The sequence below is a fragment of the Gardnerella coleohominis genome (assembly GCF_002896555.1).
In the GTDB taxonomy this organism is placed as follows: Bacteria; Actinomycetota; Actinomycetes; order Actinomycetales; family Bifidobacteriaceae; genus Bifidobacterium; species Bifidobacterium vaginale_F.
Genome location: NZ_MNLH01000003.1, coordinates 100,066 through 122,146, shown reverse-complemented (window position 1 = coordinate 122,146; position 22,081 = coordinate 100,066). Strand labels below are relative to the sequence as shown.

Sequence of the window (22,081 nt, the reverse complement as noted above, 5' to 3'; positions counted from 1 at the left end):
GAGACGTCTGCGCTATCTACATTACTTGCGCTATCAGCGTTATCAGCATTGTACGCATTATCAGCATTGTCTGCATTATCAGCGTTAATATGCTGATCCGCACACTCTTCACGCGTCATTATTACCTCTTGTTATCACCTATAAACTAACCTATAAACTAACCTAAAACTAAAACTTTAATTCTTAAAACTATGCACAGGGGCAGGAATACGCCCTCCGCGAGTAACGAAATCCTCACAAGAAGCGTTATTCACAGGCATAATAGGAGCATAGCCCATCAATCCGCCAAAATTCGCCATTTCCCCAACAGTTTTACCAATCACCGGGATAATACGAACTGCAGTAGTTTTCTGATTAATCATGCCAATAGCAGATTCGTCTGCAATCATTCCAGAAATAGTAGAAGCAGTAGTATCTCCAGGAATCGCAATCATATCAAGACCAACTGAGCAAACACATGTCATTGCTTCAAGTTTTTCAATTGTTAAGCATCCTGATTTTGCTGCAGCAATCATATTCGCATCTTCTGAAACTGGTATAAACGCGCCAGAAAGACCTCCAACATAACTGCTTGCCATAATTCCGCCCTTCTTAACTTGGTCGTTAAGCATAGCAAGAGCAGCAGTAGTACCAGGAGCGCCAACCTGAGCTAAGCCAATTTTTTCAAGAACTTCACCAACAGAATCACCAACAGCAGGCGTTGGAGCAAGCGACAAATCAATAATTCCAAATGGAATACCAAGTCTGCGAGATGCTTCTTGCGCAACAAGCTGACCTACACGAGTAATTTTAAAAGCAGTGCGCTTAATTGTTTCACACAAAAATGCAAAGTCTTTGCCGCGAGCATCATCCAAAGCTCTAGAAACTACTCCAGGGCCTGAAACACCAACGTTAATAACAGCATCGCCTTCAGTAACACCGTGGAATCCACCAGCCATAAACGGATTATCGTCAGGAGCATTACAAAAAGCTACGAATTTAACGCATCCGTAAGAATCATTGTCTTTTGTAGCCATTGCAATATCGCGAATCACACGTCCAAGCAAATTAACACAATCCATATCAATGCCTGTGCGAGTAGAACCAACATTGGCTGAAGAGCAAACGATGTCTGTCTCACTAAGAGCTTGAGGCAAAGATTCAATAAGCATGCGCTCTGCTGAAGTCATCGACTTTGCAGGAAGTGCGGAATATCCGCCTATTAAGTCAACTCCAACCTCTTTAGCTGCTTTGTCTAAAACATGCGCAATTTTTACAAAATCTTCAGGAGTTTTGCACGATGAAGATCCGACTAAAGATATAGGCGTTACTGTAATTCTTTTATTAACAATCGGTATGCCATAATCGCGTTCTATAGCTTTACCTGTAGAAACAAGATCTTTAGCTAAAGTAGTAATTTTGCTATATACATTATTACAAACTTCAGAAACGTCAGAAGAAGCGCAATCAAGCAGATTAATGCCCATAGTTATAGTTCGAACATCTAATTTTTCCTGCTCAATCATGGTGTTCGTTTCGCGAACTTCCATCATATTTAACATAGCAATCCACCTTTAGTATCTGAATATTTTCATACTCGATGCATGCTAGTGAAAATCTCAGTGCGCTGACAATGAATCCTCACACCAATTTCTTCACCAAGAGATTGCAAACTAGACACAAGATCATCGAACTCAACATTCATATCTGCAATATCAACAATCATCATCATATTGAAAAAGCCATCAACGATTGTTTGAGATATAGTGAGCACATTCACGTGTCGAGAAGCCAAATGAGTAGTAACGCTGGCGATAATTCCAACTGCATCCTTGCCAACAACAGTTATAACAGCCTTGTTTTCACTAACATTTTCGGCAAAGTTTTCACTAACAGGAGTATCTGCTTTGAGATTCACAGCAATTCCTCTCTTTTAAGATTGCATACTTAATTAAGACAAAACTTAAAACAAAACCTAAGACAAAACTTAAGACAAACGATCCAAAAGCAAAGCTTCAGTTACGATATTCGATTTCAAACCAGAAAGCGAAATCGACTCGTTAGGACTATGCGCATTAGACTGAGGATCTTCTGGACCAGTCACCAAAACCTGAGCTTTAGGGAAAATACGTTGCAATTCTGGAATAAATGGAATAGATCCGCCTTCGCCCTTATTAATAGGATCCACACCAAAAGCATCCTTCATAGAAGCTAAAGCGTCCTTAGTTGCCACGGCATTCGGATCCATAGCCCATCCCATACCGTTATCCAACGGCTCAACAGTAACCTCAGCCCCAAATGGTGCGTGAGATACTAAGAAATCACTCAAAGCTTTTTGCGCTTCTTCCGGACGCTGGCTTGGAGCCGTACGAAGAGAAAGACGCAAACGCGTTTCGTGAGCAATCACGTTAAAGCTTTCTTCAACAGGATGAGCATCCATACCGATAACAGTCAAGCTAGGCTTAGTCCACATACGAGCGGCAAGAGAACCAGTGCCAGCAAGCTTATAAGAATCCACTACTGAAGAGTCTGAGCGAACTTGAGCCTCATCCAAATCGCGTTGCAAACCGCCAACAGGTTCCTGAGATTTAATTCCAGGAACAACCAAATCGCCATCCTTGTTATAAAGAGAAGCAACAAGCATTGAAGCAATAGTATAAGCGTCTAAAATTGGTCCGCCAAACTGTCCAGAATGAACCTGATGACCAAGAACCTTCACTTTAACGTCTACAGTAGTGTTTCCGCGCAAGCTAGTAGTAAGACTTGGAACATCCGCAGACCAATTTCCAGAGTCGGCAACAATAATAACGTCTGATTCAAACTCATCTTTATGAGCTTCGATGAATGGAATGAAACTTGGAGAGCCCATTTCCTCTTCACCCTCAATAAATACCTTAATATTTACGCCCAAATCTTCACCTAAAGAGCGCAAAGCACCATAGTGAATTGCAATTCCGCCGCCATCATCAGCGCTACCGCGACCATACAAGCGACCATCTACCTCAGTTCCTTTGAAAGGATCAGTATTCCACTCACTTGCATCCGGAACAGGCTGAACATCGTGATGAGCGTAAAGCAAAACAGTCGGAGCACTAGGATCCACAATACGAGATCCAACTACTTCAAAAGCTCCAGGAGTACCATCCGGATTCTGAGACTGCTCAACGCGAGCATTAACACCAACCTCGCGCAAAACTTCAGCCACATACTCAGCCGAAGCACGCATATGATCCCCAGTAATTCCCTTAGCAGAAACAGCGCCCAAAGAAATTTTCTTATTTAAAACGCAAACAACGTCGTTCCAAGCATTCTGCACTCGCGAGCGCATATCTTCAACTGCTAAACCAGCCATAAATCCTCCCAAAAACTATGAATCAGCAAAAGCAAAAAGCAAATTACTACTATCAGACTATTAACAGCCTTCGAAATAAACGCTGATTAACCTCATATTATTGTTTTAAGCGTCTAGTCTGTTATGTAATCTGCAAACATGACATGGAATCCATTTGCTAAAAAATCAGCTGAAGCAAAAAGTGATAATGACGCACAAGAACATTCGTCTACGTTGACTGAAAAAGAGAAAAATAGTAGACAGAAAAACGCTCCTACTCCTAAAAGAAATAAAGCACAAGCTAAAAATTTGCGCCCTATTGTACCTACAGATCGTAACGCAAGCGCTAAGGAAGCTCGCAAGCGTATGCGCGACAAGGAAAACGCTGAATATGAGGCAATGCGCTCTGGAGATTTAGCACATATGCCGAAGTATGAGCAGCTTCCGTGGCGTGTTTATATTCGCGATTACGTAGATGCAAGGTTAAATCTTGGGGAATATTTTATTCCTGTTTCATTAGTACTTATGATTGTCGTCATGGCTCTTAGCCAATTTAATTTGAGAGCTTTGTCGTTTGTTTTGATTGTAATTCTTTACGTATTCTTGCTAGTTGTTGTAATCGACTTGTTTATTATGTGGAGAAAATTACGCAAAGAGCTGATTCGTAAATTTGGACCTGAATCTGTAAGCCGCTCTTCCAGATCTTCAACTTATGCTTGGAGTCGCGCAATTCAATTCCGCAGATGGAGGCTACCAAAGCCGCGTTATAAGAAGCACGGTAATTGGCCTAAGTAATTATTTAAAACTTCTGATGCTTTAATTTAGTTAATTTAGTATTAGAAGTTGATTATTATAGAGCATTACTGAGTATTATTGAATTACAGAGTATTACCAAGTATTACAGAGTATTACCAAGTATTACAATTACAGGCTGAGCAAAGGCTACGCGAATAACGGGGATTTAACATATGTCACAAAATAATTCTGATAGAACGAATAATAATAAGGCTAATAAAAGCCCACGCAACAATATTTTCTCGCAGATTTACAGAATTTATAAATATACGCATGAATACGATAAGTTGTTGCCGTTATTGCTTGCAATAGCTTTCATAGCGCCTATTGTCTTATGCTTGGCAATTGGATTCGCTTTGCACTGGCAGGTTGTGACTTTAGTTATGACCGCGATTACAGCTGTGATGCTCGGATTCTTACTTTTCACTATTGTGCTTACCAAGCGCGCAGATAAAGTTGGATACGCTCGTCTTGAAGGCAAGCCTGGCGCTGCAATCGGCATTCTATCTTCTATTAATAAAGGCGGATTCACATTCCCTAAAGAACCTATTTGGGTTGACCCTAGAACAAAGGATGCGATTTGGCGCGGAACAGGTCATAACGGAATCTTCTTAATCGGCGAAGGCAATTATGAGCGAGTCATGACTGCTATGAATCGTCAAGAGCAAAGTATAAAGCATATCACTGTTGGATCATGCATACCTGTATACAAGTTTGTCGTTGGCAATGGAGAAAAAACAGTTAAGCTGAAGGAATTGCGAGGTAAAGTACTTAACGCGAAGTCTTATCAGCCAACCAATCATAAATTTGCTTTAATCGCAAAAATTCATCCGCGCCGCAGATTCTTTATGACCAAGCTGGAGCTTGCAAACGTAAACAAGCGATTGAGCACTTTACAAGGAAAAATTGGATTTGGGATACCTAAGGGCATCGATCCTACTAAAAAGCAGCATATAAGCCGCCGTGCTATGCGAGGCAAGTAAATTCTCCTAAACCCTGAATTTCGGTACTAGCTGTTATTCGCACACTCTTACTCGTGTAGCTTTTGTGCTTGCTTTGCTTGTACCTATTTTTGCAGGATTTTCCTATTTAATGGTGCTGAGTTGTCGGAGTTTCTCTCATCGCAAGATTTTTACATTGCTCTAAGAGAAACTTCGACAGCTCTTGGCATGTTTAGTCTTTTAATCTTCGGTTAATCACCGAGATTTTTCAATTTTTCTTGCTCTCTCGGCGAGTCACCATCTGGCGACGCTGAGGCTCGCCTCGTTCACTGCGAAAAATCTCAAATCTCTGCCTAATTAGTGACAAAACATAAATCAGTAAATTCTTAGCAACTTGTAAAATTAAATTTCGGTACAAGCAAAGCAAGGAATATTATGGCAGAAAATCAATCGTCATCTGAGAATCTATCATCTTTGAGCACTAATGACATTGGTAGAGTTACGGAAGATGATATTTTAGATGCTTTACACGATGTTGTGGATCCTGAACTTGGAATCGACGTGGTTGATTTGGGCTTGGTTTATGGCATTGAGATTGACGAGCTTGGACGCGCGATTATTACAATGACTCTCACAACACCTGCTTGCCCGCTAACTGATTTGATTGAAGATGAATGCGCTAATGCGCTTGTTGGATTGGTAGACGAATTCAGAATTGACTGGACTTGGAAACCTAGATGGTCCGTTGAAAACATCAACGAAGATGGTAGAGCGCAGCTTGAGGCATTAGGATATAATCTTTCCACTTTGCAAGCTAATTTTGCATTAGGAAGCAAATACGGCGCTAGCAACGCGATGTTTTCTGATTCTGAAGAATTCTCAGAGGGTATTCCACCTACTGCATAATTTTGCGATTTTGTGAATCGTAGGTTTTGTGACAGTAGTTATAAGTTTTGCGAAGCTTTGGCAATGCTGTCTTTTAAGCCTTCCCACGCCAAAAGCGCGCACTTAATTCGCATTGGGTAGCGCGATACGCCTTGCAAAACCATTGCATCTTCCAGCGCATCTTCGTCTTCTTCGTTTTCAAAACCTGCGCCGCGAGATTCCATAAGTTTGTGGAAAAGCGCATCTAATCGCAAAGCTTCGTCAACCGACTTTCCTTCGACTAGATCAACCATCATTGAAAGGCTTGCTTGAGAAATAGAGCAGCCGTGACCATCCCACTTAATACTTGATACTATTGGGGTTTCGTCATTATTTTCGCTACGTGAAAGCTCCACGCGCATTGTAACTTCATCACCGCAAGTTGGATTGAATTGGTGCGATTGCCCTAAGGCAGAGTTTTCGCCAGATGCAACAGCGCAACTTTCGTGAGCATTGTTTAAGGTGATTTCGGCAGATTCTGCATTTTTTGTAGATTCTTGAGATTCTTCCTGCAATTCCGCTTTTGCGAGCGCGTCCGTGCTTTCGAAATGAGTTTTGCCATGCGGATTTCGCGCAGCATCCAAAATTACTTCTTGATACATGCTTTCTAGGCCGTCACCAGCCATATCGCCTGCACCTGTACCAAAACCTGCATCTGTACCAAAACTCATATCAAACATACGCACTCCTTACCAACTCGCTAACTTACTTGGCTAACTGCTAACAATATTATGCGCCAAAGTAGGCGCGAACGTGCGAGACTGCTTCAACAAGCGCACGAGCCTCATCAATCGTATTGTAAACGCCAACAGAAGCACGATTCGAAGCATACACGCCAAAATGACGGTGAATCGGCTGAGCGCAATGATGCCCGACGCGAATCGCAATGCCTTGCGCATCCAAAAACTGTCCAACATCGTGCGGATGCACGCCTTCAACTTCAAAAGCAACCGTACCAATTCGATTCTCTAAATCAGTCGGCCCCAAAATGCGCACGCCCGGAACATCTTGCAATTTTAGCAATTCTGCAGCAATTTCCTGCTCATGCTCTGCAACTCGGCTCATATCCAACGCGCGCAACCAATCCGCTGCAACTCCGGCCGCAACCATTTGCGCAACCGGCTGAGTTCCAGCCTCAAAACGGTAAGGTGCATCCATATATTGCGCCGGCTTGTTAAGCCATGCAAGCTCTACCATTGAACCGCCAAAATTGGCCGGCGGAAGCGCGTTCAAAAGCTCGCGACGACCATACAAGAACCCAACTCCTGTAGGACCATACATTTTATGCGCACTAAAGGCTGCAAAATCAACATTTAACGCATGAAGATCAACAGGAATATGCGGCACTGACTGGCATGCGTCGAGCACAAAAATCGCACCAACTTCATGAGCGCGCTTGCAAATCGACGAAACGTCCGTAATAGCGCCAGTAACGTTGCTAATATGCGTAACTGCAACGATTTTCGTGCGCTCGTCAATAATCGTCCGCAAATAATCCGCGTCCGTACGCACGCGGCCGTCTTCTGTTACGTCAATCCAACGAAGCTTCGCTCCCGTGCGAAGGGCCAACTCTTGGAATGGTAGCAAAACAGAATGGTGATCTGCGCGAGATACGACTATTACATCGCCTTCTCGAAGCACAAAATTTTTGCGGAAATCAGCAGAATCATCGCTGTCTTTTTTGCAAATCCTTGACTTCGCACTAGCGTTACCAATAGCAGTTGCTAGAAGATTAAGCGCACCTGTAGCGCCCGGAGTAACAACAATTTCCTCACTGCCAGCGTCCGCGCAAGCTCCAACGAGACGCGCAACTTTCGCACGCGCTTGTTCAAACGCAACCGTCGAAAGAGCAGCCAACTCGTGCGCTCCCCTGTGCACACCAGCGTTAATTGTTTCGTAAAACTCTTTTTCGGCGTCAATTACAACCTGCGGCTTTTGCGAAGTCGCTGCAGAATCCAAGTAAATCAAGGGTTTTCCGTGCACAGTATCGTGAAGCGAAGTGCCATGAACTGTGCGACTTAAAATCGGAAACTGCGAGCGCAAATCGCTAAATTCTCGCATAATATTTTCTGTAGTCATATTAAACCGCTATTTTTACGCTATTCTTACGCTATATTTACGAATATACAGATAGATTAAGCAGTAACTTAAAACTATCCAACTAATAAACCGCGATTAAGCCAGCGCAGACTCGGTTGCACCTTCAGGCAAATACTTGTCGTAGCCTTCTTCTTCCAGCTCATCCGCAAGCTCCGGTCCTGCAGTCTTTACAAAGTGACCTTGAGCAAAAACGTGCACAATATCCGGCTTAATATACTTAAGGATTCGCGTGTAATGCGTGACCATCATAATACCCAAACCGGTGTTTTCTTTGGCGCGATTCACGCCTTCCGACACGATTCGAAGAGCGTCAACGTCTAGTCCAGAATCAGTTTCGTCCAAAATTGCAAACTTCGGCTTCAAAAGCTCTAATTGCAAAACTTCCGCGCGCTTCTTTTCGCCGCCAGAGAATCCTTCGTTTACAGAACGCGACGCAAATTTTGGATCCATTCGAAGCTTTTTCATAGCATCGCTAAGTTCTTTAACCCAGCTTCTTAAAGATGGAGCTTTTCCTTCGACTTCAGTTTTTGCAGTACGAAGGAAGTTCGTCATAGATACGCCCGGTACCTCTACTGGGTACTGCATTGCGAGGAATAATCCGGCTTTTGCGCGCTCGTCAGGAGTCATTTTCAAAATATCTTCACCGTCGAGAAGAACTTGACCGGAATCAACTTCATACTTTGGGTGCCCTGCCAAAGTGTAGGCAAGAGTAGACTTTCCAGATCCGTTAGGACCCATAATTGCGTGAGTTTCGCCAGAATTAATTGTAAGATTTACGCCTTTTAAGATTTGCTTGCGACCTTCTTTTGTTTCTACAGAAGCGTACAAATCCTTAATTTCCAAAGTTGACATGTTTATATCTCCTATTTTTCTGTTCTTGCAAGTCAGTCTTGTACAGGTGAGTCTTGTGCAGGCTTGTTTTTCGCTGGCTCTTCCGTTCTTGCAAGACGGCGCTCAATAGCCTTCATTAAGTGATCAACAATTTCCGGAACGCCAATTTCTTCAATCAGCTCATTAAAGAATCCACGCACAACAAGCTTCCTTGCCTCAATCTCACTAATTCCGCGCGATTGCAAGTAGAAAAGCTCTTCGTCGTCAAATCTACCGACTGAACTTGCGTGACCGGCACCAATAATATTTCCGTTTTCAATTTCCAAATTCGGCTCAGAATCGGCGATTGCGCCAGGAGTGAGCACCAAATTACGGTTCAACTCGTACGAATCTGTGCCAGGAGCTTCCGGCTTAATAAGCGCGTTTCCAACCCAAGTTGAATGCGCGCCCTTTCCTTCCAAAGCGCCCTTGTACACTACTCGCGACTTGCATTCCGGATAATTGTGCACAACCATTGTGCGGTGCTCAACATGCTCGCCTGGATCCACAAAATACATGCCAAGCATGTTCAAATCACCCTGTTCGCCGCCAAAATCCTGATCCATGCGAATTCGAACAACATCTCCGCCAAGAGTGACCATCGTGTGACGAAGCGAAGCTCCCTCACCCACGTGAATACGCTGATTTCCAACGTGTTTGCTGCCAGAATCCCACTCTTGAATAAAGGTAGTAGAAACGTGCGCATGCTTTCCGAGGATGATTTCCACACCTTCAGCAAGTTTTGCAACTCCCGTGTGTTCTACGATAATATCCGCATTCGAGCGAGAATCCGCTTCGATTACTAAGTGCAATGCGTCAAGCGATTGCGCGTCAAGCGTATTAACATTATTGCCCTGAATTTTCAGCACGATTGGCTTTTTGATTTCTCCAGATACGTGAAGCACATATGCAGATTTCGCTACATTCCACGCGACTGCAGCAACGCGATCAGACGGCTTCATATCGGTATGAGGAGCTTCAATTTGCGGCTTTACTTGCAAACTTACAGAACCATCGCTGCCAACGTAAGAATCATCCAACGCAGCTCCACCAACGCCTTCAAGAGTTATTTGAAGGCTATTAGACGGCTCGAAACGCTCAAAAAATTCGGAAATTCGCTCAACTGGAGTGTATCGCCAATCTTCCTGCTTACGCGTCGGAATAGCAAAATCTTCCACGTTGAACGAGCGCACGGATTTATCGGCACTAGAAGGCATTGCGGCAGGAACCGCATAAGGATCATTAGGATCTGCTACAGGAATATTAATTTCCTTGCGCGCAGAAGAGTTTTCAGAATCAGTAATATTTTCAGACATAGTATTTTTAAACCCAGTATCTTCCATATTTTCACTACTTGCTATATCGCTCATCAGCCCACGGATCCTTCCATTTGCAACTCAACTAGGCGATTAAGCTCAAGCGCGTACTCCATTGGCAACTCACGGCTAATCGGCTCCACGAAGCCGCGCACAATCATGCCCATAGCCTCTTTTTCTTCAAGTCCGCGACTCATCAAATAGAAAAGCTGATCCTCAGAAACCTTGGAAACAGTGGCCTCGTGAGCCATCGAAACATCATCTTCACGCACGTCAACATGCGGATAAGTATCCGACCTCGAAAAATCGTCAACAAGCAAAGCATCGCACACAACAGACGAGCTCGAACCTTTAGCGCCTTTAATAATCTTCACAAGACCGCGGTAAGCAGAGCGTCCACCGCCGCGCGAAATCGACTTAGCAACAATCGTTGAACTCGTATGCGGAGCCAAGTGAATCATCTTCGCACCCGTATCTTGATACTGTCCGCGGCCGGCAAAGCTCAAAGACATAGTCTCGGCTTTTGCATACGGTTCGGCGAGAATGCAAGCAGGATACTTCATAGTTGCTTTGGAGCCAATATTGCCGTCAACCCACTCCATTGTGCCGCCTTCGCGCACGTAAGCTCGCTGAGTTACCAAGTTATACACGTTATTTGACCAGTTTTGCACAGTGGTGTAACGCACGCGCGCATGCTTTTCCACAACAATTTCAACGTTTGCAGCGTGAAGAGAGTCCGTGGAATAAATTGGAGCCGTGCAACCTTCAACGTAATGCACGTAAGAGCCTTCGTCTGCAATAATAAGCGTGCGCTCAAACTGGCCCATGTTTGGCGTATTAATCCTAAAGTAAGCCTGAAGTGGAATATCCACGTGCACGCCTTTTGGCACGTACACGAAAGAACCACCACTCCAAGCCGCTGTGTTAAGAGCCGCAAACTTGTTGTCGTCAACAGGAATCACGGTTGCGAAATACTTTTTTACAAGCTCCGGATACTTTTGAACCGCTGTATCCGTATCAACAAAAATCACGCCTTGAGCTGCCAAGTCCTCACGAATCGAATTGTAAATAACTTCCGACTCGTACTGTGCTGCAACGCCTGAAACTAAGCGCTTTTTCTCAGCTTCAGGAATACCTAAGCGATCGTAAGTTTTGCGAATATCTTCTGGCAAATCATCCCAAGTTTTCGCCTGATCGTGAACTGGACGCACGTAGTATTTAAAATCATCCGCGTCAAAACCGCTTAAGTCCACACCCCAATCAGGCATTGGCTTTTGCAAGAACGCGCGATAGCCTTGCAAACGAAGATTTAGCATCCACTCAGGCTCATTTTTATCTGCGGAAATTGCACGAACAACCGACTCGTCAATACCCTTTTTTGCAGCCTCGCCTGCAGCATCCGAATCGTGCCATCCGTAATTGTACTCACCAAATTCAGCAACAATCTGCTCGTCTTGACGAATTTTCTCTTCGTTTACGCGAGCGCGATCTGCCACATACTGGCTCATTTCAACGTCTGCAGCTTTATTTTTTGCTGAATTATTAGCATCACTTGCTGTAACGCTTGTATCGCCAGTAACACCAGCATCACTAATATTGCTAGTATCGCTCATAACGCCTTTGACACCTCCATGTATAACGAATCGTACGGCATCGTTATACGCATTAATTCACAAAAGCCGCTCCCCCAAGCGCTACTTTTGCGTTCTAGCTACTATATTTCTTACCTATTTAAGGTTACCGCGTAATGCGATTTCTTGGTATAGCTGTGTTACGCGCAAAACGTAATATTACTCACAATCTAATAAAACAAAAAGCGGTAAAACTTAAGGATTCCAAGTTTTACCGCCTGTTTTTACATGCTTAAGACTTACTTATCCGCCTTGCTGTTTTGAGCAGCTTCTTGATGTTCCAAAGCTGCCGCAACCAATCCAGCAAACAGTGGATGAGGCTTAGTTGGGCGAGACTTAAACTCTGGATGAGCTTGAGTTGCCACGTAGAATGGGTGAACACTCTTTGGAAGCTCCACAAACTCAGTCAAATTACCATCTGGGCTTTGGCCGCTAATACGCAAGCCGGCTTCACGCAAACGATCCTTATACGCCACGTTCACTTCATAACGGTGACGGTGACGCTCAGTAACATGCGTAGTGCCGTAAAGCTCAGCAACAATCGAGCCTTCTTCAAGAGTTGCAGGGTAAGAGCCGAGTCGCATTGTGTGACCCATATCTCCCTTACCGTCCACAATATCTTTCTGCTCTTCCATAGTTGCGATTACTGGATCGCCACAATCCTTCTCGAACTCAGTGGAATTAGCATCCTCAAGTCCAAGCACGTGACGAGCGTACTCAATAACCATGGACTGCAAACCAAGGCAAAGACCAAGCGTTGGCAAACCGTGCTCGCGAGCGTAACGCAAAGCTCCAATCTTACCTTCAATACCGCGAATTCCGAAGCCGCCTGGAATAACCATTCCGTCCATTTGGTCAAGAGCCGCAGCCGCACCTTCTTGAGTTTCGCACTTGTCAGCAGCAACCCAGCGAACGTTAACTTTAGCCCAGTTTGCAAAACCGCCAGCCTTAATAGCCTCGGTAACGGAAAGGTACGCGTCTGGCAAATCAATATACTTTCCAACGATTGCAATATTTAGCTCATGCTTTGGATGATGCACGCGCTCAAGCAAATCTTCCCACTCGTTCCAATCAACATCGTGGAATGGAAGCTCAAGCTCACGAACAACGTAAGCATCCAAGCCCTCGTTGAACAAAATCTTCGGCACATCGTAAATGCTTGGAGCGTCAACGCAATTCACAACGCCTTCAGCATCAACATCGCACATAAGCGAAATCTTATCTTTAATGCCTTGATTAAGCGGACGATCCGAACGCAAAACAAGCGCATCTGGAGAAATACCAAGCTGACGAAGCATCATCACAGAATGCTGAGTTGGCTTAGTCTTCAATTCGTGAGCTGCAGCAATATAAGGTACCAAAGAAACGTGCACAAACATGCAGTTTTCTGGGCCTAAATCGCGACGAACTTCGCGAGCTGCCTCCAAGAATGGCTGGGATTCAATATCGCCAACTGTGCCGCCTATTTCTGTAATAATCACGTCTACATCGTCTGAAGCTTGCGCGCGCATACGCGACTTAATTTCGCCAGTAATATGCGGAATAACCTGCACGCACTGACCCAAATATTCGCCAGCACGCTCCTTACGAAGTACAGACTGATAAATCTGACCTGTAGTTACATTCGCTTTCTGGCTTAAGAAAACATCGAGGAATCGCTCATAATGACCAATATCGAGATCTGTTTCCGCTCCATCTTCCGTAACATAGACTTCACCATGCTGGAATGGGTTCATTGTACCCGGGTCAACATTGATATAAGGATCGAGTTTTTGTTGTAATACATGCAATCCGCGACTGCGTAAAAGTCGGCCTAAAGATGATGCTGTAAGGCCTTTTCCGAGGGACGAAACTACGCCACCAGTGACAAAAATATGCTTTGTAATATGCTCCTGAGAGTTACCATGTTGTCTTCTAACCATGGAACTCCATAGTATCTTCGAGCCTCGACGCTGGAAATTTGCTTAAAAAGTTAGATTAAATAAGCAACAGCTTCAAGCGCAAGTTTGTAACCATATAATCCCATGCCGGTAATTGTGCCGGTTGCAACAGGACTAATTACACTAATTTTACGAAAAGCATCACGCGCAGCAGGATTGGAAATATGTACTTCCATTAACGGCACTCCAGCGTCCAAAACCATGTGAGCCGCGTCCGCAAGCGCATAACTGTAGTGCGTGAAAGCAGCAGGATTCATAACTACCGGCGTATGCGTGTCGGCAGCTTCATGCATCCAGTGAACCATTTGAGCTTCGTCATCGGTTTGCCGCACTTCTACTTTTAAGCCAAGATTCGCTCCCCACTTTTCGCAACGCTCGCACAAAGTTTCAAAATTCTCGCTGCCGTATACGTCTGGTTGACGCACGCCTAAACGCCCTAAATTTGGCCCGTTCACTACAAGAACTTTTTTTAACTGCTTATTTTCCATTACGACCTCGCAATTTAATTAATTTTGCTTATAAACTCGTCTAAAAGCTTCATAAACCGCTTCAATAGGCGGATTATCAAGATGCGTAGGATTAGAAATACCATCCAAAATCACGAAACGTAGCATATTTCCGCGCGCCTTTTTATCTCGATGCATAAGATTAAGCACGCGCTCAAACGCACTTTCAGCATCCTCATTGCCGTTCCAAGATATTGGCAATCCAAGAGATTCCAAAAGCGAACGATGATACGTAACATCTTCCGCATCCAAATATCCCAAAATTTGTGCAAGCTCTGCAGCAAAAACCATTCCAACAGCAACCGCGTTTCCATGACGCCAACGAAAATGCTCAATCTGCTCAATCGCATGCCCTAAAGTATGACCGTAATTCAAAAACTCGCGCAAACCTTGCTCTTTTAAGTCATTCGACACGTGATACGCTTTTACTCTAACAGTGCGCTCAATAAGTTCTACTAATAGATCGTGAAGTTCTTCACAATTTTCTAATAGTTCTCCATTAAATTTACGCAATAATTCAGCATTATGAGTGTCACTAAGCAATTTTAATATTTCAGAATCGCGAATAAACCCAGATTTTGCAACCTCTCCCAAGCCCTCAATCAAAATATCATTGGGAAGAGTGCGAAGAGTGGAAGTGTCAGCTAGAACTCCAGCTGGAGTGTAAAAACTACCAACCAGATTCTTGCCAGCATCCGTATTAATACCAGTTTTTCCACCAGTTGATGCATCAACCATAGCAAGAAGCGAAGTAGGACAATTAACATATCGAATACCACGCATCCAAGTTGCGGCCACAAAACCAGCCGAATCTGTTGCAGCACCTCCACCTAATCCAACAATCGCGTCTGAACGAGTAAAACCAGCTTCTGCCAAATTAGCCCATAATCCGCTTGCAACTTTAATAGTTTTTCCAGCTTCCGCGTCCGGAATTATCATGTCGAAAACTTCGTAGCCAGATTGACGCAAAATAGTTCTAGCTTTATCACTATGCCTCTGCACTGGCTGAGTATGCACTAACGCCACTCTAACAGGCTTTTCGCCAAGAATTTGCGGCAAAAGCTGCATAACTCCGTCACCAATTCGCACATCATAAGGCTCTATGCCTTCGCCGGTAACATGCACAATATGTTGCATAATCATGCTCCTAACTTTTTCAGCAGCCAATCGCGGAGTAGCTCCATGAGTGCGAACATGCATATTAGCAAGTTCAGAAAATACAGGATTGCGATTCTTAAATAATTCCATCCAACGTTCAGCACCATCCGAACCGGAAAGCATAGGACGATTATTATTCCTTCCAGCTCTTTCAATCGCTTCTTGAGGATTTGCCTGCAAATATACGATTTTACCGCCGAGAGCTTTATATTTTCTCAAAACATTTTGAGTGGATTCGTTCATAGGAGCGCCACCACCTAAAGAAACGATTCCCGTGCAAGCATTATCACCTTCAATGGCATCGCGCACTACTTGAGCTTCAACTTTACGAAAAGCATCTTGACCATATTGCTCAAAATATTGAGACACAGACATTTCTATTTTTTCTTCGATAACAATATCTGTATCCAAGAAAGGAACGTGCATAATATTCGCAACTTCTCGCCCAACACGAGTTTTACCTGCTGCCGGCATACCAATAATCACAGCAAGCGGGTAACACTTATCGTTACTGTTGTTTTCGTTAAAGCGTTTCATTGCAATACTCTTCTGACTTTTTAACTGCTACTTTAAGATGCTACTTTAAACCGTTAATTTAAACTGTTTTAGCATTTCTGTTTTAGCATTTCTGTTTTAACGCATGTGTTCAGGCCATGAATCAACGTAATTTTTTGCATTACGCATTGTTTCCGACACGCTATCGCCGCCGAATTTTTCTAAAGCATACTTCGCTAAAGTAAGTCTTACCATCGCTTCTGCAACTACTGAAGCCGCCGGTACAGCAGTGAAATCAGAACGCTGATTAATAGCTTGAGCAGCCTCGCCAGTAAGCACATCCACAGTACGCAAAGCGCGTGGAATAGACGGAATTGGCTTCATTGCAGCGCGCACGCGAATAATTTCGCCGTTCGACATTCCACCTTCAATACCACCAGCACGATTAGTAAGACGCTTAATTTTACCGTTTTCGTCTGTTATGATTTCGTCGTGAGCAGCCGATCCTGGGCGATCTGCCTCTGCAAATCCGTCTCCAATTTCCACGCCTTTAATAGCCTGGATTCCCATAAGCGCGCTCGCTAGAGCCGCATCTAAGCGACGATCCGATTCCACATACGTGCCAACTCCTGCAGGCATGCCGTAAGCAAGCACTTCCACTACTCCGCCAAGCGTATCCGCATTCGCTTTTGCTTCATCAATGCGAGCGATCATTCTCGCTTCAGCATCTTTGTCGAGAGTGCGAACTGGAGAAGCATCCAAAGCAGCAACATCATCTGGCGTTGGTAAAGCTAAACTTCTGTTGGCATATACGCCACCGATTCCAATAACATGCGCAACTGTGCGCACACCTAAAGCTTGCTGCAAAAACGCATCGGCGATAGCGCCTAAAGCAACTCGAGAAGCCGTTTCCCTAGCACTCGAACGCTCTAAAACTTCGCGAGCATCATTAAAACCATACTTGCGCATGCCAGTTAAATCAGCATGACCTGGGCGCGGCCTAGAAAGCGCAGCATTGCGGCCTTCTTTCGGCAAATCGTGATCCAAAGGATCTGCACTCATTACTTCCGTCCACTTTGGCCACTCTGTATTCGCAATTTCTACAGCAATCGGAGAACCAAGCGTTACACCGTGTCGAACTCCGCTAAGCAGGCGCACTTTGTCCTGCTCAAACTTCATGCGAGCGCCACGACCATATCCTAAACGTCTACGAAAAAGAGCAGCAACAATATCTTCGCTAGTTATACGAATACCTGCAGGCAAGCCCTCAATCATTGCAACCAACGCTTCACCATGCGATTCGCCTGCTGTCTGCCAATGCAGCATATAGTCTCCCTTCGCCGACGCTTTAGATTTTCATTCTACTCACTACATCATATTCTTATTAAGCGTATTTTACGCATATCTTATTTCACTAATTGCAATTTTGATTTTCGCTATTCCACTTTATATTTGACTCCACGTACGGGTTTCAAAATATTTAACTTCTAACCACAAGCTATAACTTCTAACCACAAGCATTGATTTTTCTTGCGCAAAAAATCACGATTTTCTAGCATTATTTCATGATTGAGCTTGCAAAAATAGTAACTTCTATACCGACTTTAATTTGCGCAATAGCATTATGCTTTACAGATATGCGATACTTTTGCGTACCCAGATTATGGGTGATTATTGCAATTTTCGCCCAAACTTTATCAAATTCAATTTATTCAATAGCAACAAAACATGATTTTTCAATAACTTTATACGGATGGGTTTCTGCAATAAGCTGTTTTCTTTTATATTTAACTATGCGAAAAATATCAGGGAAGAAGTCGATTGGATTCGGAGACATAACCTGCGCGACTATGCTTGCACAGGCTTTGGGATTATTTGGAATTGAAAGTTTAATAACATGGATAGCACTAACAGGGGTAATCGGCGGATTTGCGATTATTGCATATGTTATATTTCAAAAGTACGTTGATTCTAAAAAGCAAATATATAATTCTACTTTTAATTCAAATCCAAATTCTAAATCAAAATCAAACTCAAAATATGAGGATAAAAATAAAAGCTTACGAATACCGTTTGTTCCAGTTGAAGTATTATCCGCTATATTCGCAGTGATACTAACTTTTTCGTATTAATTGGGGTTATTCCCCAAACTAATAGATAAAATAAAAACCCCGCACAAGCGGGGTATTAAGTCTAAACAAACAATCGCGCTGAAAACTAAGACAACGCAATTGAATTTGCAAACACAGCTTATCGGGTCTCGCGATGAAGTGTGTGCTTGCCGCAGCGTGGGCAGAACTTGTTCAACTCAAGACGATCAGGCGTATTACGACGATTCTTCGTCGTGATGTAATTACGCTCCTTGCACTCCGTGCATGCAAGCGTAATGCCTGGACGGATGTCTGCGCTCTTACTTGCCATTTCGTTCACCTCTAGAATATTGTATGTTGACCAACTCCTGCTGGCCATTGTAGCGAGGAAGAGACTCGAACTCTTGACCTTACGATTATGAGTCGTACGCTCTAGCCAGCTGAGCTACCCCGCCAGAGAGCCTCGAGTGAGAATCGGACTCACGACCTCTTCCTTACCAAGGAAGTGCTCTACCACTGAGCTATCGAGGCGTGGCGGGTAGTGGATTTGAACCACTGAAGCACGAAGCAACTGATTTACAGTCAGTCCCATTTGGCCGCTCTGGTAACCCGCCATGTTATCGCTAGGAGTAATCTCCAAACGGCAACTTTGTTATTTTGCCACGAAAACGAGACTAATGCAAGCCAAGACACGCCGAATAAGCTCACAAATGCCTCCGCTTATCGGATTATTCCCGTCAAAAACCTTGATTTTACAAGGAAAAGAAATTTCTATATTTATTTTATTTGCTAAAGCATATCGGAGCTTTCGCATAAAAATTGTCACGAAATAGCTATACGAGATAACTAAATGAAATACCTAAACGAAATAACTAGACGAACTAGCTAAACATGTCATTTGCTCGCGAACATATACAAATCCGGGTTACTTCCCAAAAATCCAAATATCAGATTATTAAAAAAGTGCACTAACTTTCGCTAGTGCACTCATAAATCCTTATTAGTAACTCAGATTATTATCCAAGATTCCTATAAGAACGAAACCAAAAATAGGAAACTAACCTTCAATAGTTGTTGTACCCGAAAGAATCGTGTACACCTTGAAACCTATCTTTGCAAGCTTATCGTTAGACAACAAACCTAACTCATCAACTTCGCTTTCGTTCATACCTGGAATCATCTTTACATCACCGCAATAGTTCTTAGTGCGATCAGTGTAAATAGGCATATAACGCAAATTCCAAAGGAAGTAAGGCAAACGCACTAAGTCTTCCTTAGTTAAATTAACTGTATTGCTATATACAGGGATTCCAGCAACTCGAGCATAAGCCTTTACTACTGCAAACTGATTCGCATATACAGTGTTCTTGCATATCTCGCGTGTTTTGTAAAGGAACAAAACGTACAGAATAGTGCAAATTACAACAATAGCCATTATTGCCAAGAAAAGCAGCACAAACAAAAATGCAATAAAATGAACTACAGCAGCAGCATTCTTAACATCTGAAATATAGGAATAATCATCATTTGGCAGGAATGCTGAACCAACGCCACGCAGTCTTCCTTCATATAATACGAAGCATGGGAAAAGTCCAGAAATAAGCATAAATATGAACGCTACAACAAATACGATTGCGCCAATAAGTGGAGCTCGATTTGTATGCAAGAACGCATAAAGCAAAGTTCCTCTTTGAACCATATTGGAAGAATAATCATAATTCGGCGGCAAAACAGCTTTGCTTGTCAAAGAATCATATGGATCAGCACCATTCTTGTCGCGCATTGCGTAGCTATAACCCTGATTCAGCTTATAGCGGGTCTCAATATTCCCCAATTTGGAAGCCGAGAAACTACTCATTAAGCCTTTCAAGGAATCCATTATCTGGGAGCCATTATTACCTGGCTGACCAGGACCACCCATTGGCTGACCAGGACCACCCATTGGATAACCACCCATTGGCTGACCCATTGGACGACCCTGTGGCATAACAGGACGACCTAAAGCCTGACCTGGGTGACCCGGCTGGCCCATTGGCTGACCCATTGGACGTCCCATTGGCTGACCCATTGGCTGACCAGGGCGACCCATTGGCTGACCCATTGGCTGACCCATTGGCTGACCCATTGGACGACCCTGCTGCATAGGCTGCTGAGGACGATTTTGGTTGTAAGCGCCATTAGATTGCGGATTCATATTACGATTTGGTGCCTGATTAGGACGCGCACCATTATTCTCATTATTCGGATTATTTGATTGACTAGAAGACTTATTTTGCATCTGACGATCAGTCGAGTCTGTCATAGTTTCTCCTTTTCCCATTCTCGATTGTCGGTTTCTGGTAATTTTACTCTATTGAATCACTTTTTAATATATTGTTGTGCGTGTCGAAAAAATATTCTTTTCCTTAATATCTGATTTAAACTTATATATTTTCCTTTACCAAATACGCTCTGCACCAATTAGGCATAGATTTGAGTATGACACACCCACGGCACACCGTATTTACTTTATCTCCACTCTGTGTTACTCTGTTTGAGTTGTCTGCCGAACGATAATATTCGATTGGCATTCGACTTGGAGAATTCGCCTAGTGGTCTATGGCGCACGCTTGGAAAGCGTGTTGGTGTAACAGCCTCACGAGTTCGAATCTCGTATTCTCCGCGAGTAGGGTTTCTAGCCAATCGCTAGAAGCCCTTTTTTCATGTCGAAAACCCTTGAAATATCAACGTTATATCAGGATCATACCCCAAATATCAAGGGTTAAATAAATCTAAAAATAAGGGTTATTTCCTAGTTTATTCCCGGGTGACTGCCGGGTGATTGCCGGGCGAAAGCGAAAAATAAGTCCTTATTCAGGGTTAATTCCCAAAAATAAGGACTTATAACGCACAAATAAAAAAATAATCAGTGCCCGGATTCAGCGTAATGCTGTTCAACGGCATATTTCAGATTATTCCACATCTCGTAATGCGACGAATACCAATCAATAGTTTCCTTTAAACCAAGATTGATACTTATATGCTTTGGACTCCATCCAAGCTGAGTTTGAATTTTAGTTGCATCAAGAGCATATTTGCGATCTTCACATAATCTTGGCTTAACTTGCTCTATATCAGACTCAGGCCTACCCATAATGCGCAAAATAATCCTAAGCATTTCAATATTACTTATTTCGCATCGAGCACCAACGACATATGTTTCACCAATTGTTCCACATGTCAATATTCGCCATATTGCGTCGCAATGATCTTCTACATGTATCCAATCGCGAATGGAATCACCCTTGCCATACAATTTCGCTGGCAATCCGCACATGATATTCGTAATCTGTCTAGGAATAAACTTCTCAATATGCTGACGAGGCCCATAATTATTCCCACAATTAGAAATAGTTGCGCGAAGACCATACGTTTTACACCATGCGCGAACTAGATGATCACTCGAAGCTTTTGAAGCAGCATATGGACTCGTGGGATTATATGGACTTTCTTCATTGAAGCGCATTGTGCTGTTTAAAGGTAAATCACCATATACTTCATCAGTGCTTATGTGATGGAATCGAATATTGTATTTTCGGGCAGCATTAAGCAAAACATACGTGCCACAAACATTCGTACTTATAAAAGGATCAGCACATTCAAAAGCATTGTCGTTGTGAGATTCTGCAGCAAAATGAACAATAACATCTATCGCTGGAAGGCTATAACCGGATGCGGTTACATGTTTCGCATAAGGATTTAAAAGCTGATCAACTAAATCAGCATCGCGAACATCACCTTTTACGAAGGAATAGTGGTTGTTAAAAAACTCTTGCGGCAATTCGTATAAATTACTTAAATTCCCTGCATAAGTCAAAGAATCCAATACAGTAATTGCAACATCAGGATGATATTTCGCAATATAATGCACAAAATTAGATCCTATAAATCCAGCTCCACCAGTAACTAATATATGAGATGGCATATCGATAGAATTATTTTCCATTATTATCACTTCAATACAGA

At 43.3% G+C, this 22,081-nt stretch carries 19 protein-coding genes and 4 tRNA genes; 5 read left to right on the top strand and 18 right to left on the bottom strand.

Features of this window, described 5'->3' with window-relative positions:
- Nucleotides 1–176 precede the first annotated feature (176 nt).
- From BFS05_RS03930 to BFS05_RS03920, 3 genes are all read right to left on the bottom strand, one after another.
- Nucleotides 177–1,541 (bottom strand): PFL family protein, encoded by a 1,365-nt coding sequence (locus tag BFS05_RS03930; protein ID WP_103084693.1) that lies wholly within the window; start codon nt 1,539–1,541, stop codon nt 177–179.
- Between the two features lie 29 nt (nt 1,542–1,570).
- Complete coding sequence (locus BFS05_RS03925) at nt 1,571–1,897, bottom strand: ACT domain-containing protein (RefSeq protein WP_103084692.1); 327 nt, start codon at nt 1,895–1,897, stop codon at nt 1,571–1,573.
- A gap of 69 nt (nt 1,898–1,966) precedes the next feature.
- On the bottom strand, nt 1,967–3,331 hold the full coding sequence (locus tag BFS05_RS03920; protein ID WP_103084691.1) for a dipeptidase: 1,365 nt from the start codon (nt 3,329–3,331) through the stop codon (nt 1,967–1,969).
- A gap of 138 nt (nt 3,332–3,469) precedes the next feature.
- On the opposite strand from BFS05_RS03920, the gene BFS05_RS03915 reads away from it, so the two are divergent.
- From BFS05_RS03915 to BFS05_RS03905, 3 genes are all read left to right on the top strand, one after another.
- Entirely contained in the window at nt 3,470–4,105 is a 636-nt protein-coding gene (locus BFS05_RS03915; protein ID WP_103084690.1) for a DUF3043 domain-containing protein, read from the top strand.
- A 173-nt stretch (nt 4,106–4,278) separates the two neighbouring features.
- Entirely contained in the window at nt 4,279–5,088 is an 810-nt protein-coding gene (locus BFS05_RS03910) for a DUF4191 domain-containing protein (RefSeq protein WP_103084689.1), read from the top strand.
- A 393-nt stretch (nt 5,089–5,481) separates the two neighbouring features.
- Nucleotides 5,482–5,952: a metal-sulfur cluster assembly factor gene (locus BFS05_RS03905; protein ID WP_103084688.1), complete on the top strand. Its 471-nt coding sequence runs from the start codon at nt 5,482–5,484 to the stop codon at nt 5,950–5,952.
- Between the two features lie 38 nt (nt 5,953–5,990).
- Here the strand turns inward: BFS05_RS03905 and sufU are convergent, their stop codons facing one another.
- The 9 genes from sufU to aroC form a co-directional block, all read right to left on the bottom strand.
- The gene (sufU, locus tag BFS05_RS03900) at nt 5,991–6,650 is read right to left on the bottom strand and encodes a Fe-S cluster assembly sulfur transfer protein SufU (RefSeq protein ID WP_103084687.1); all 660 of its coding nucleotides are present in this window, start codon (nt 6,648–6,650) and stop codon (nt 5,991–5,993) included.
- A gap of 49 nt (nt 6,651–6,699) precedes the next feature.
- Nucleotides 6,700–8,031 carry a SufS family cysteine desulfurase gene (locus tag BFS05_RS03895; RefSeq protein ID WP_103084825.1) on the bottom strand — a complete coding sequence of 444 codons (1,332 nt, stop codon included), beginning with the start codon at nt 8,029–8,031 and terminating at the stop codon, nt 6,700–6,702.
- Between the two features lie 114 nt (nt 8,032–8,145).
- Nucleotides 8,146–8,922 (bottom strand): Fe-S cluster assembly ATPase SufC, encoded by a 777-nt coding sequence (gene sufC, locus BFS05_RS03890; protein WP_103084686.1) that lies wholly within the window; start codon nt 8,920–8,922, stop codon nt 8,146–8,148.
- 32 nt (nt 8,923–8,954) lie between these two features.
- Nucleotides 8,955–10,256, bottom strand: coding sequence for a Fe-S cluster assembly protein SufD (sufD, locus tag BFS05_RS03885; RefSeq protein WP_103084824.1), 1,302 nt, complete (start codon nt 10,254–10,256; stop codon nt 8,955–8,957).
- A gap of 53 nt (nt 10,257–10,309) precedes the next feature.
- Nucleotides 10,310–11,764 carry a Fe-S cluster assembly protein SufB gene (sufB, locus tag BFS05_RS03880; RefSeq protein WP_180978602.1) on the bottom strand — a complete coding sequence of 485 codons (1,455 nt, stop codon included), beginning with the start codon at nt 11,762–11,764 and terminating at the stop codon, nt 10,310–10,312.
- Between the two features lie 362 nt (nt 11,765–12,126).
- Nucleotides 12,127–13,809 carry a CTP synthase gene (locus tag BFS05_RS03875; protein ID WP_103084684.1) on the bottom strand — a complete coding sequence of 561 codons (1,683 nt, stop codon included), beginning with the start codon at nt 13,807–13,809 and terminating at the stop codon, nt 12,127–12,129.
- 50 nt (nt 13,810–13,859) lie between these two features.
- On the bottom strand, nt 13,860–14,315 hold the full coding sequence (locus BFS05_RS03870) for a type II 3-dehydroquinate dehydratase (protein WP_103084683.1): 456 nt from the start codon (nt 14,313–14,315) through the stop codon (nt 13,860–13,862).
- Between the two features lie 18 nt (nt 14,316–14,333).
- Nucleotides 14,334–16,028 carry a bifunctional shikimate kinase/3-dehydroquinate synthase gene (locus tag BFS05_RS03865; protein WP_103084682.1) on the bottom strand — a complete coding sequence of 565 codons (1,695 nt, stop codon included), beginning with the start codon at nt 16,026–16,028 and terminating at the stop codon, nt 14,334–14,336.
- A gap of 96 nt (nt 16,029–16,124) precedes the next feature.
- A complete protein-coding gene (gene aroC, locus BFS05_RS03860) occupies nt 16,125–17,312 on the bottom strand; it encodes a chorismate synthase (RefSeq protein WP_103084681.1) in 1,188 nt (395 codons plus the stop codon).
- A 239-nt stretch (nt 17,313–17,551) separates the two neighbouring features.
- Between aroC and BFS05_RS06690 the strand changes: the two genes are divergently transcribed.
- Nucleotides 17,552–18,118, top strand: a complete 567-nt coding sequence (locus BFS05_RS06690) for a prepilin peptidase (RefSeq protein ID WP_146026732.1) — start codon at nt 17,552–17,554, stop codon at nt 18,116–18,118.
- Nucleotides 18,119–18,236: 118 nt separating this feature from the next.
- Here the strand turns inward: BFS05_RS06690 and rpmG are convergent, their stop codons facing one another.
- The 5 genes from rpmG to BFS05_RS06795 form a co-directional block, all read right to left on the bottom strand.
- Nucleotides 18,237–18,407: a 50S ribosomal protein L33 gene (rpmG, locus tag BFS05_RS03850; RefSeq protein ID WP_103084679.1), complete on the bottom strand. Its 171-nt coding sequence runs from the start codon at nt 18,405–18,407 to the stop codon at nt 18,237–18,239.
- A 50-nt stretch (nt 18,408–18,457) separates the two neighbouring features.
- A tRNA-Met gene (locus tag BFS05_RS03845) sits at nt 18,458–18,531 on the bottom strand.
- Nucleotides 18,532–18,535: 4 nt separating this feature from the next.
- Nucleotides 18,536–18,607: transfer RNA gene (locus tag BFS05_RS03840), tRNA-Thr, on the bottom strand.
- A gap of 1 nt (nt 18,608) precedes the next feature.
- Nucleotides 18,609–18,690 (bottom strand) — tRNA-Tyr (locus BFS05_RS03835).
- A 443-nt stretch (nt 18,691–19,133) separates the two neighbouring features.
- Entirely contained in the window at nt 19,134–20,378 is a 1,245-nt protein-coding gene (locus tag BFS05_RS06795) for a hypothetical protein (RefSeq protein ID WP_180978591.1), read from the bottom strand.
- A 275-nt stretch (nt 20,379–20,653) separates the two neighbouring features.
- Between BFS05_RS06795 and BFS05_RS03825 the strand changes: the two genes are divergently transcribed.
- Nucleotides 20,654–20,738, top strand: a tRNA-Ser gene (locus tag BFS05_RS03825).
- 243 nt (nt 20,739–20,981) lie between these two features.
- Here the strand turns inward: BFS05_RS03825 and rfbB are convergent.
- Nucleotides 20,982–22,061: a dTDP-glucose 4,6-dehydratase gene (gene rfbB / locus BFS05_RS03820; RefSeq protein WP_103084678.1), complete on the bottom strand. Its 1,080-nt coding sequence runs from the start codon at nt 22,059–22,061 to the stop codon at nt 20,982–20,984.
- Between the last annotated feature and the right edge of the window lie 20 nt (nt 22,062–22,081).

Excerpts from the sequence above, each read along its gene's own strand:
- BFS05_RS03930 (WP_103084693.1), bottom strand. The coding sequence starts at position 1,541 with ATGTTAAATATGATGGAAGTTCGCGAAACGAACACCATGATTGAGCAG.
- BFS05_RS03920 (WP_103084691.1), bottom strand. The coding sequence starts at position 3,331 with ATGGCTGGTTTAGCAGTTGAAGATATGCGCTCGCGAGTGCAGAATGCT.
- BFS05_RS03915 (WP_103084690.1), top strand. The coding sequence starts at position 3,470 with ATGACATGGAATCCATTTGCTAAAAAATCAGCTGAAGCAAAAAGTGAT.
- BFS05_RS03910 (WP_103084689.1), top strand. The coding sequence starts at position 4,279 with ATGTCACAAAATAATTCTGATAGAACGAATAATAATAAGGCTAATAAA.
- BFS05_RS03905 (WP_103084688.1), top strand. The coding sequence starts at position 5,482 with ATGGCAGAAAATCAATCGTCATCTGAGAATCTATCATCTTTGAGCACT.
- sufU (WP_103084687.1), bottom strand. The coding sequence starts at position 6,650 with ATGTTTGATATGAGTTTTGGTACAGATGCAGGTTTTGGTACAGGTGCA.
- BFS05_RS03895 (WP_103084825.1), bottom strand. The coding sequence starts at position 8,031 with ATGCGAGAATTTAGCGATTTGCGCTCGCAGTTTCCGATTTTAAGTCGC.
- sufC (WP_103084686.1), bottom strand. The coding sequence starts at position 8,922 with ATGTCAACTTTGGAAATTAAGGATTTGTACGCTTCTGTAGAAACAAAA.
- sufD (WP_103084824.1), bottom strand. The coding sequence starts at position 10,256 with ATGTCTGAAAATATTACTGATTCTGAAAACTCTTCTGCGCGCAAGGAA.
- sufB (WP_180978602.1), bottom strand. The coding sequence starts at position 11,764 with ATGAGCCAGTATGTGGCAGATCGCGCTCGCGTAAACGAAGAGAAAATT.
- BFS05_RS03875 (WP_103084684.1), bottom strand. The coding sequence starts at position 13,809 with ATGGTTAGAAGACAACATGGTAACTCTCAGGAGCATATTACAAAGCAT.
- BFS05_RS03870 (WP_103084683.1), bottom strand. The coding sequence starts at position 14,315 with ATGGAAAATAAGCAGTTAAAAAAAGTTCTTGTAGTGAACGGGCCAAAT.
- BFS05_RS03865 (WP_103084682.1), bottom strand. The coding sequence starts at position 16,028 with ATGAAACGCTTTAACGAAAACAACAGTAACGATAAGTGTTACCCGCTT.
- aroC (WP_103084681.1), bottom strand. The coding sequence starts at position 17,312 with ATGCTGCATTGGCAGACAGCAGGCGAATCGCATGGTGAAGCGTTGGTT.
- BFS05_RS06690 (WP_146026732.1), top strand. The coding sequence starts at position 17,552 with ATGATTGAGCTTGCAAAAATAGTAACTTCTATACCGACTTTAATTTGC.
- rpmG (WP_103084679.1), bottom strand. The coding sequence starts at position 18,407 with ATGGCAAGTAAGAGCGCAGACATCCGTCCAGGCATTACGCTTGCATGC.
- BFS05_RS06795 (WP_180978591.1), bottom strand. The coding sequence starts at position 20,378 with ATGACAGACTCGACTGATCGTCAGATGCAAAATAAGTCTTCTAGTCAA.
- rfbB (WP_103084678.1), bottom strand. The coding sequence starts at position 22,061 with ATGGAAAATAATTCTATCGATATGCCATCTCATATATTAGTTACTGGT.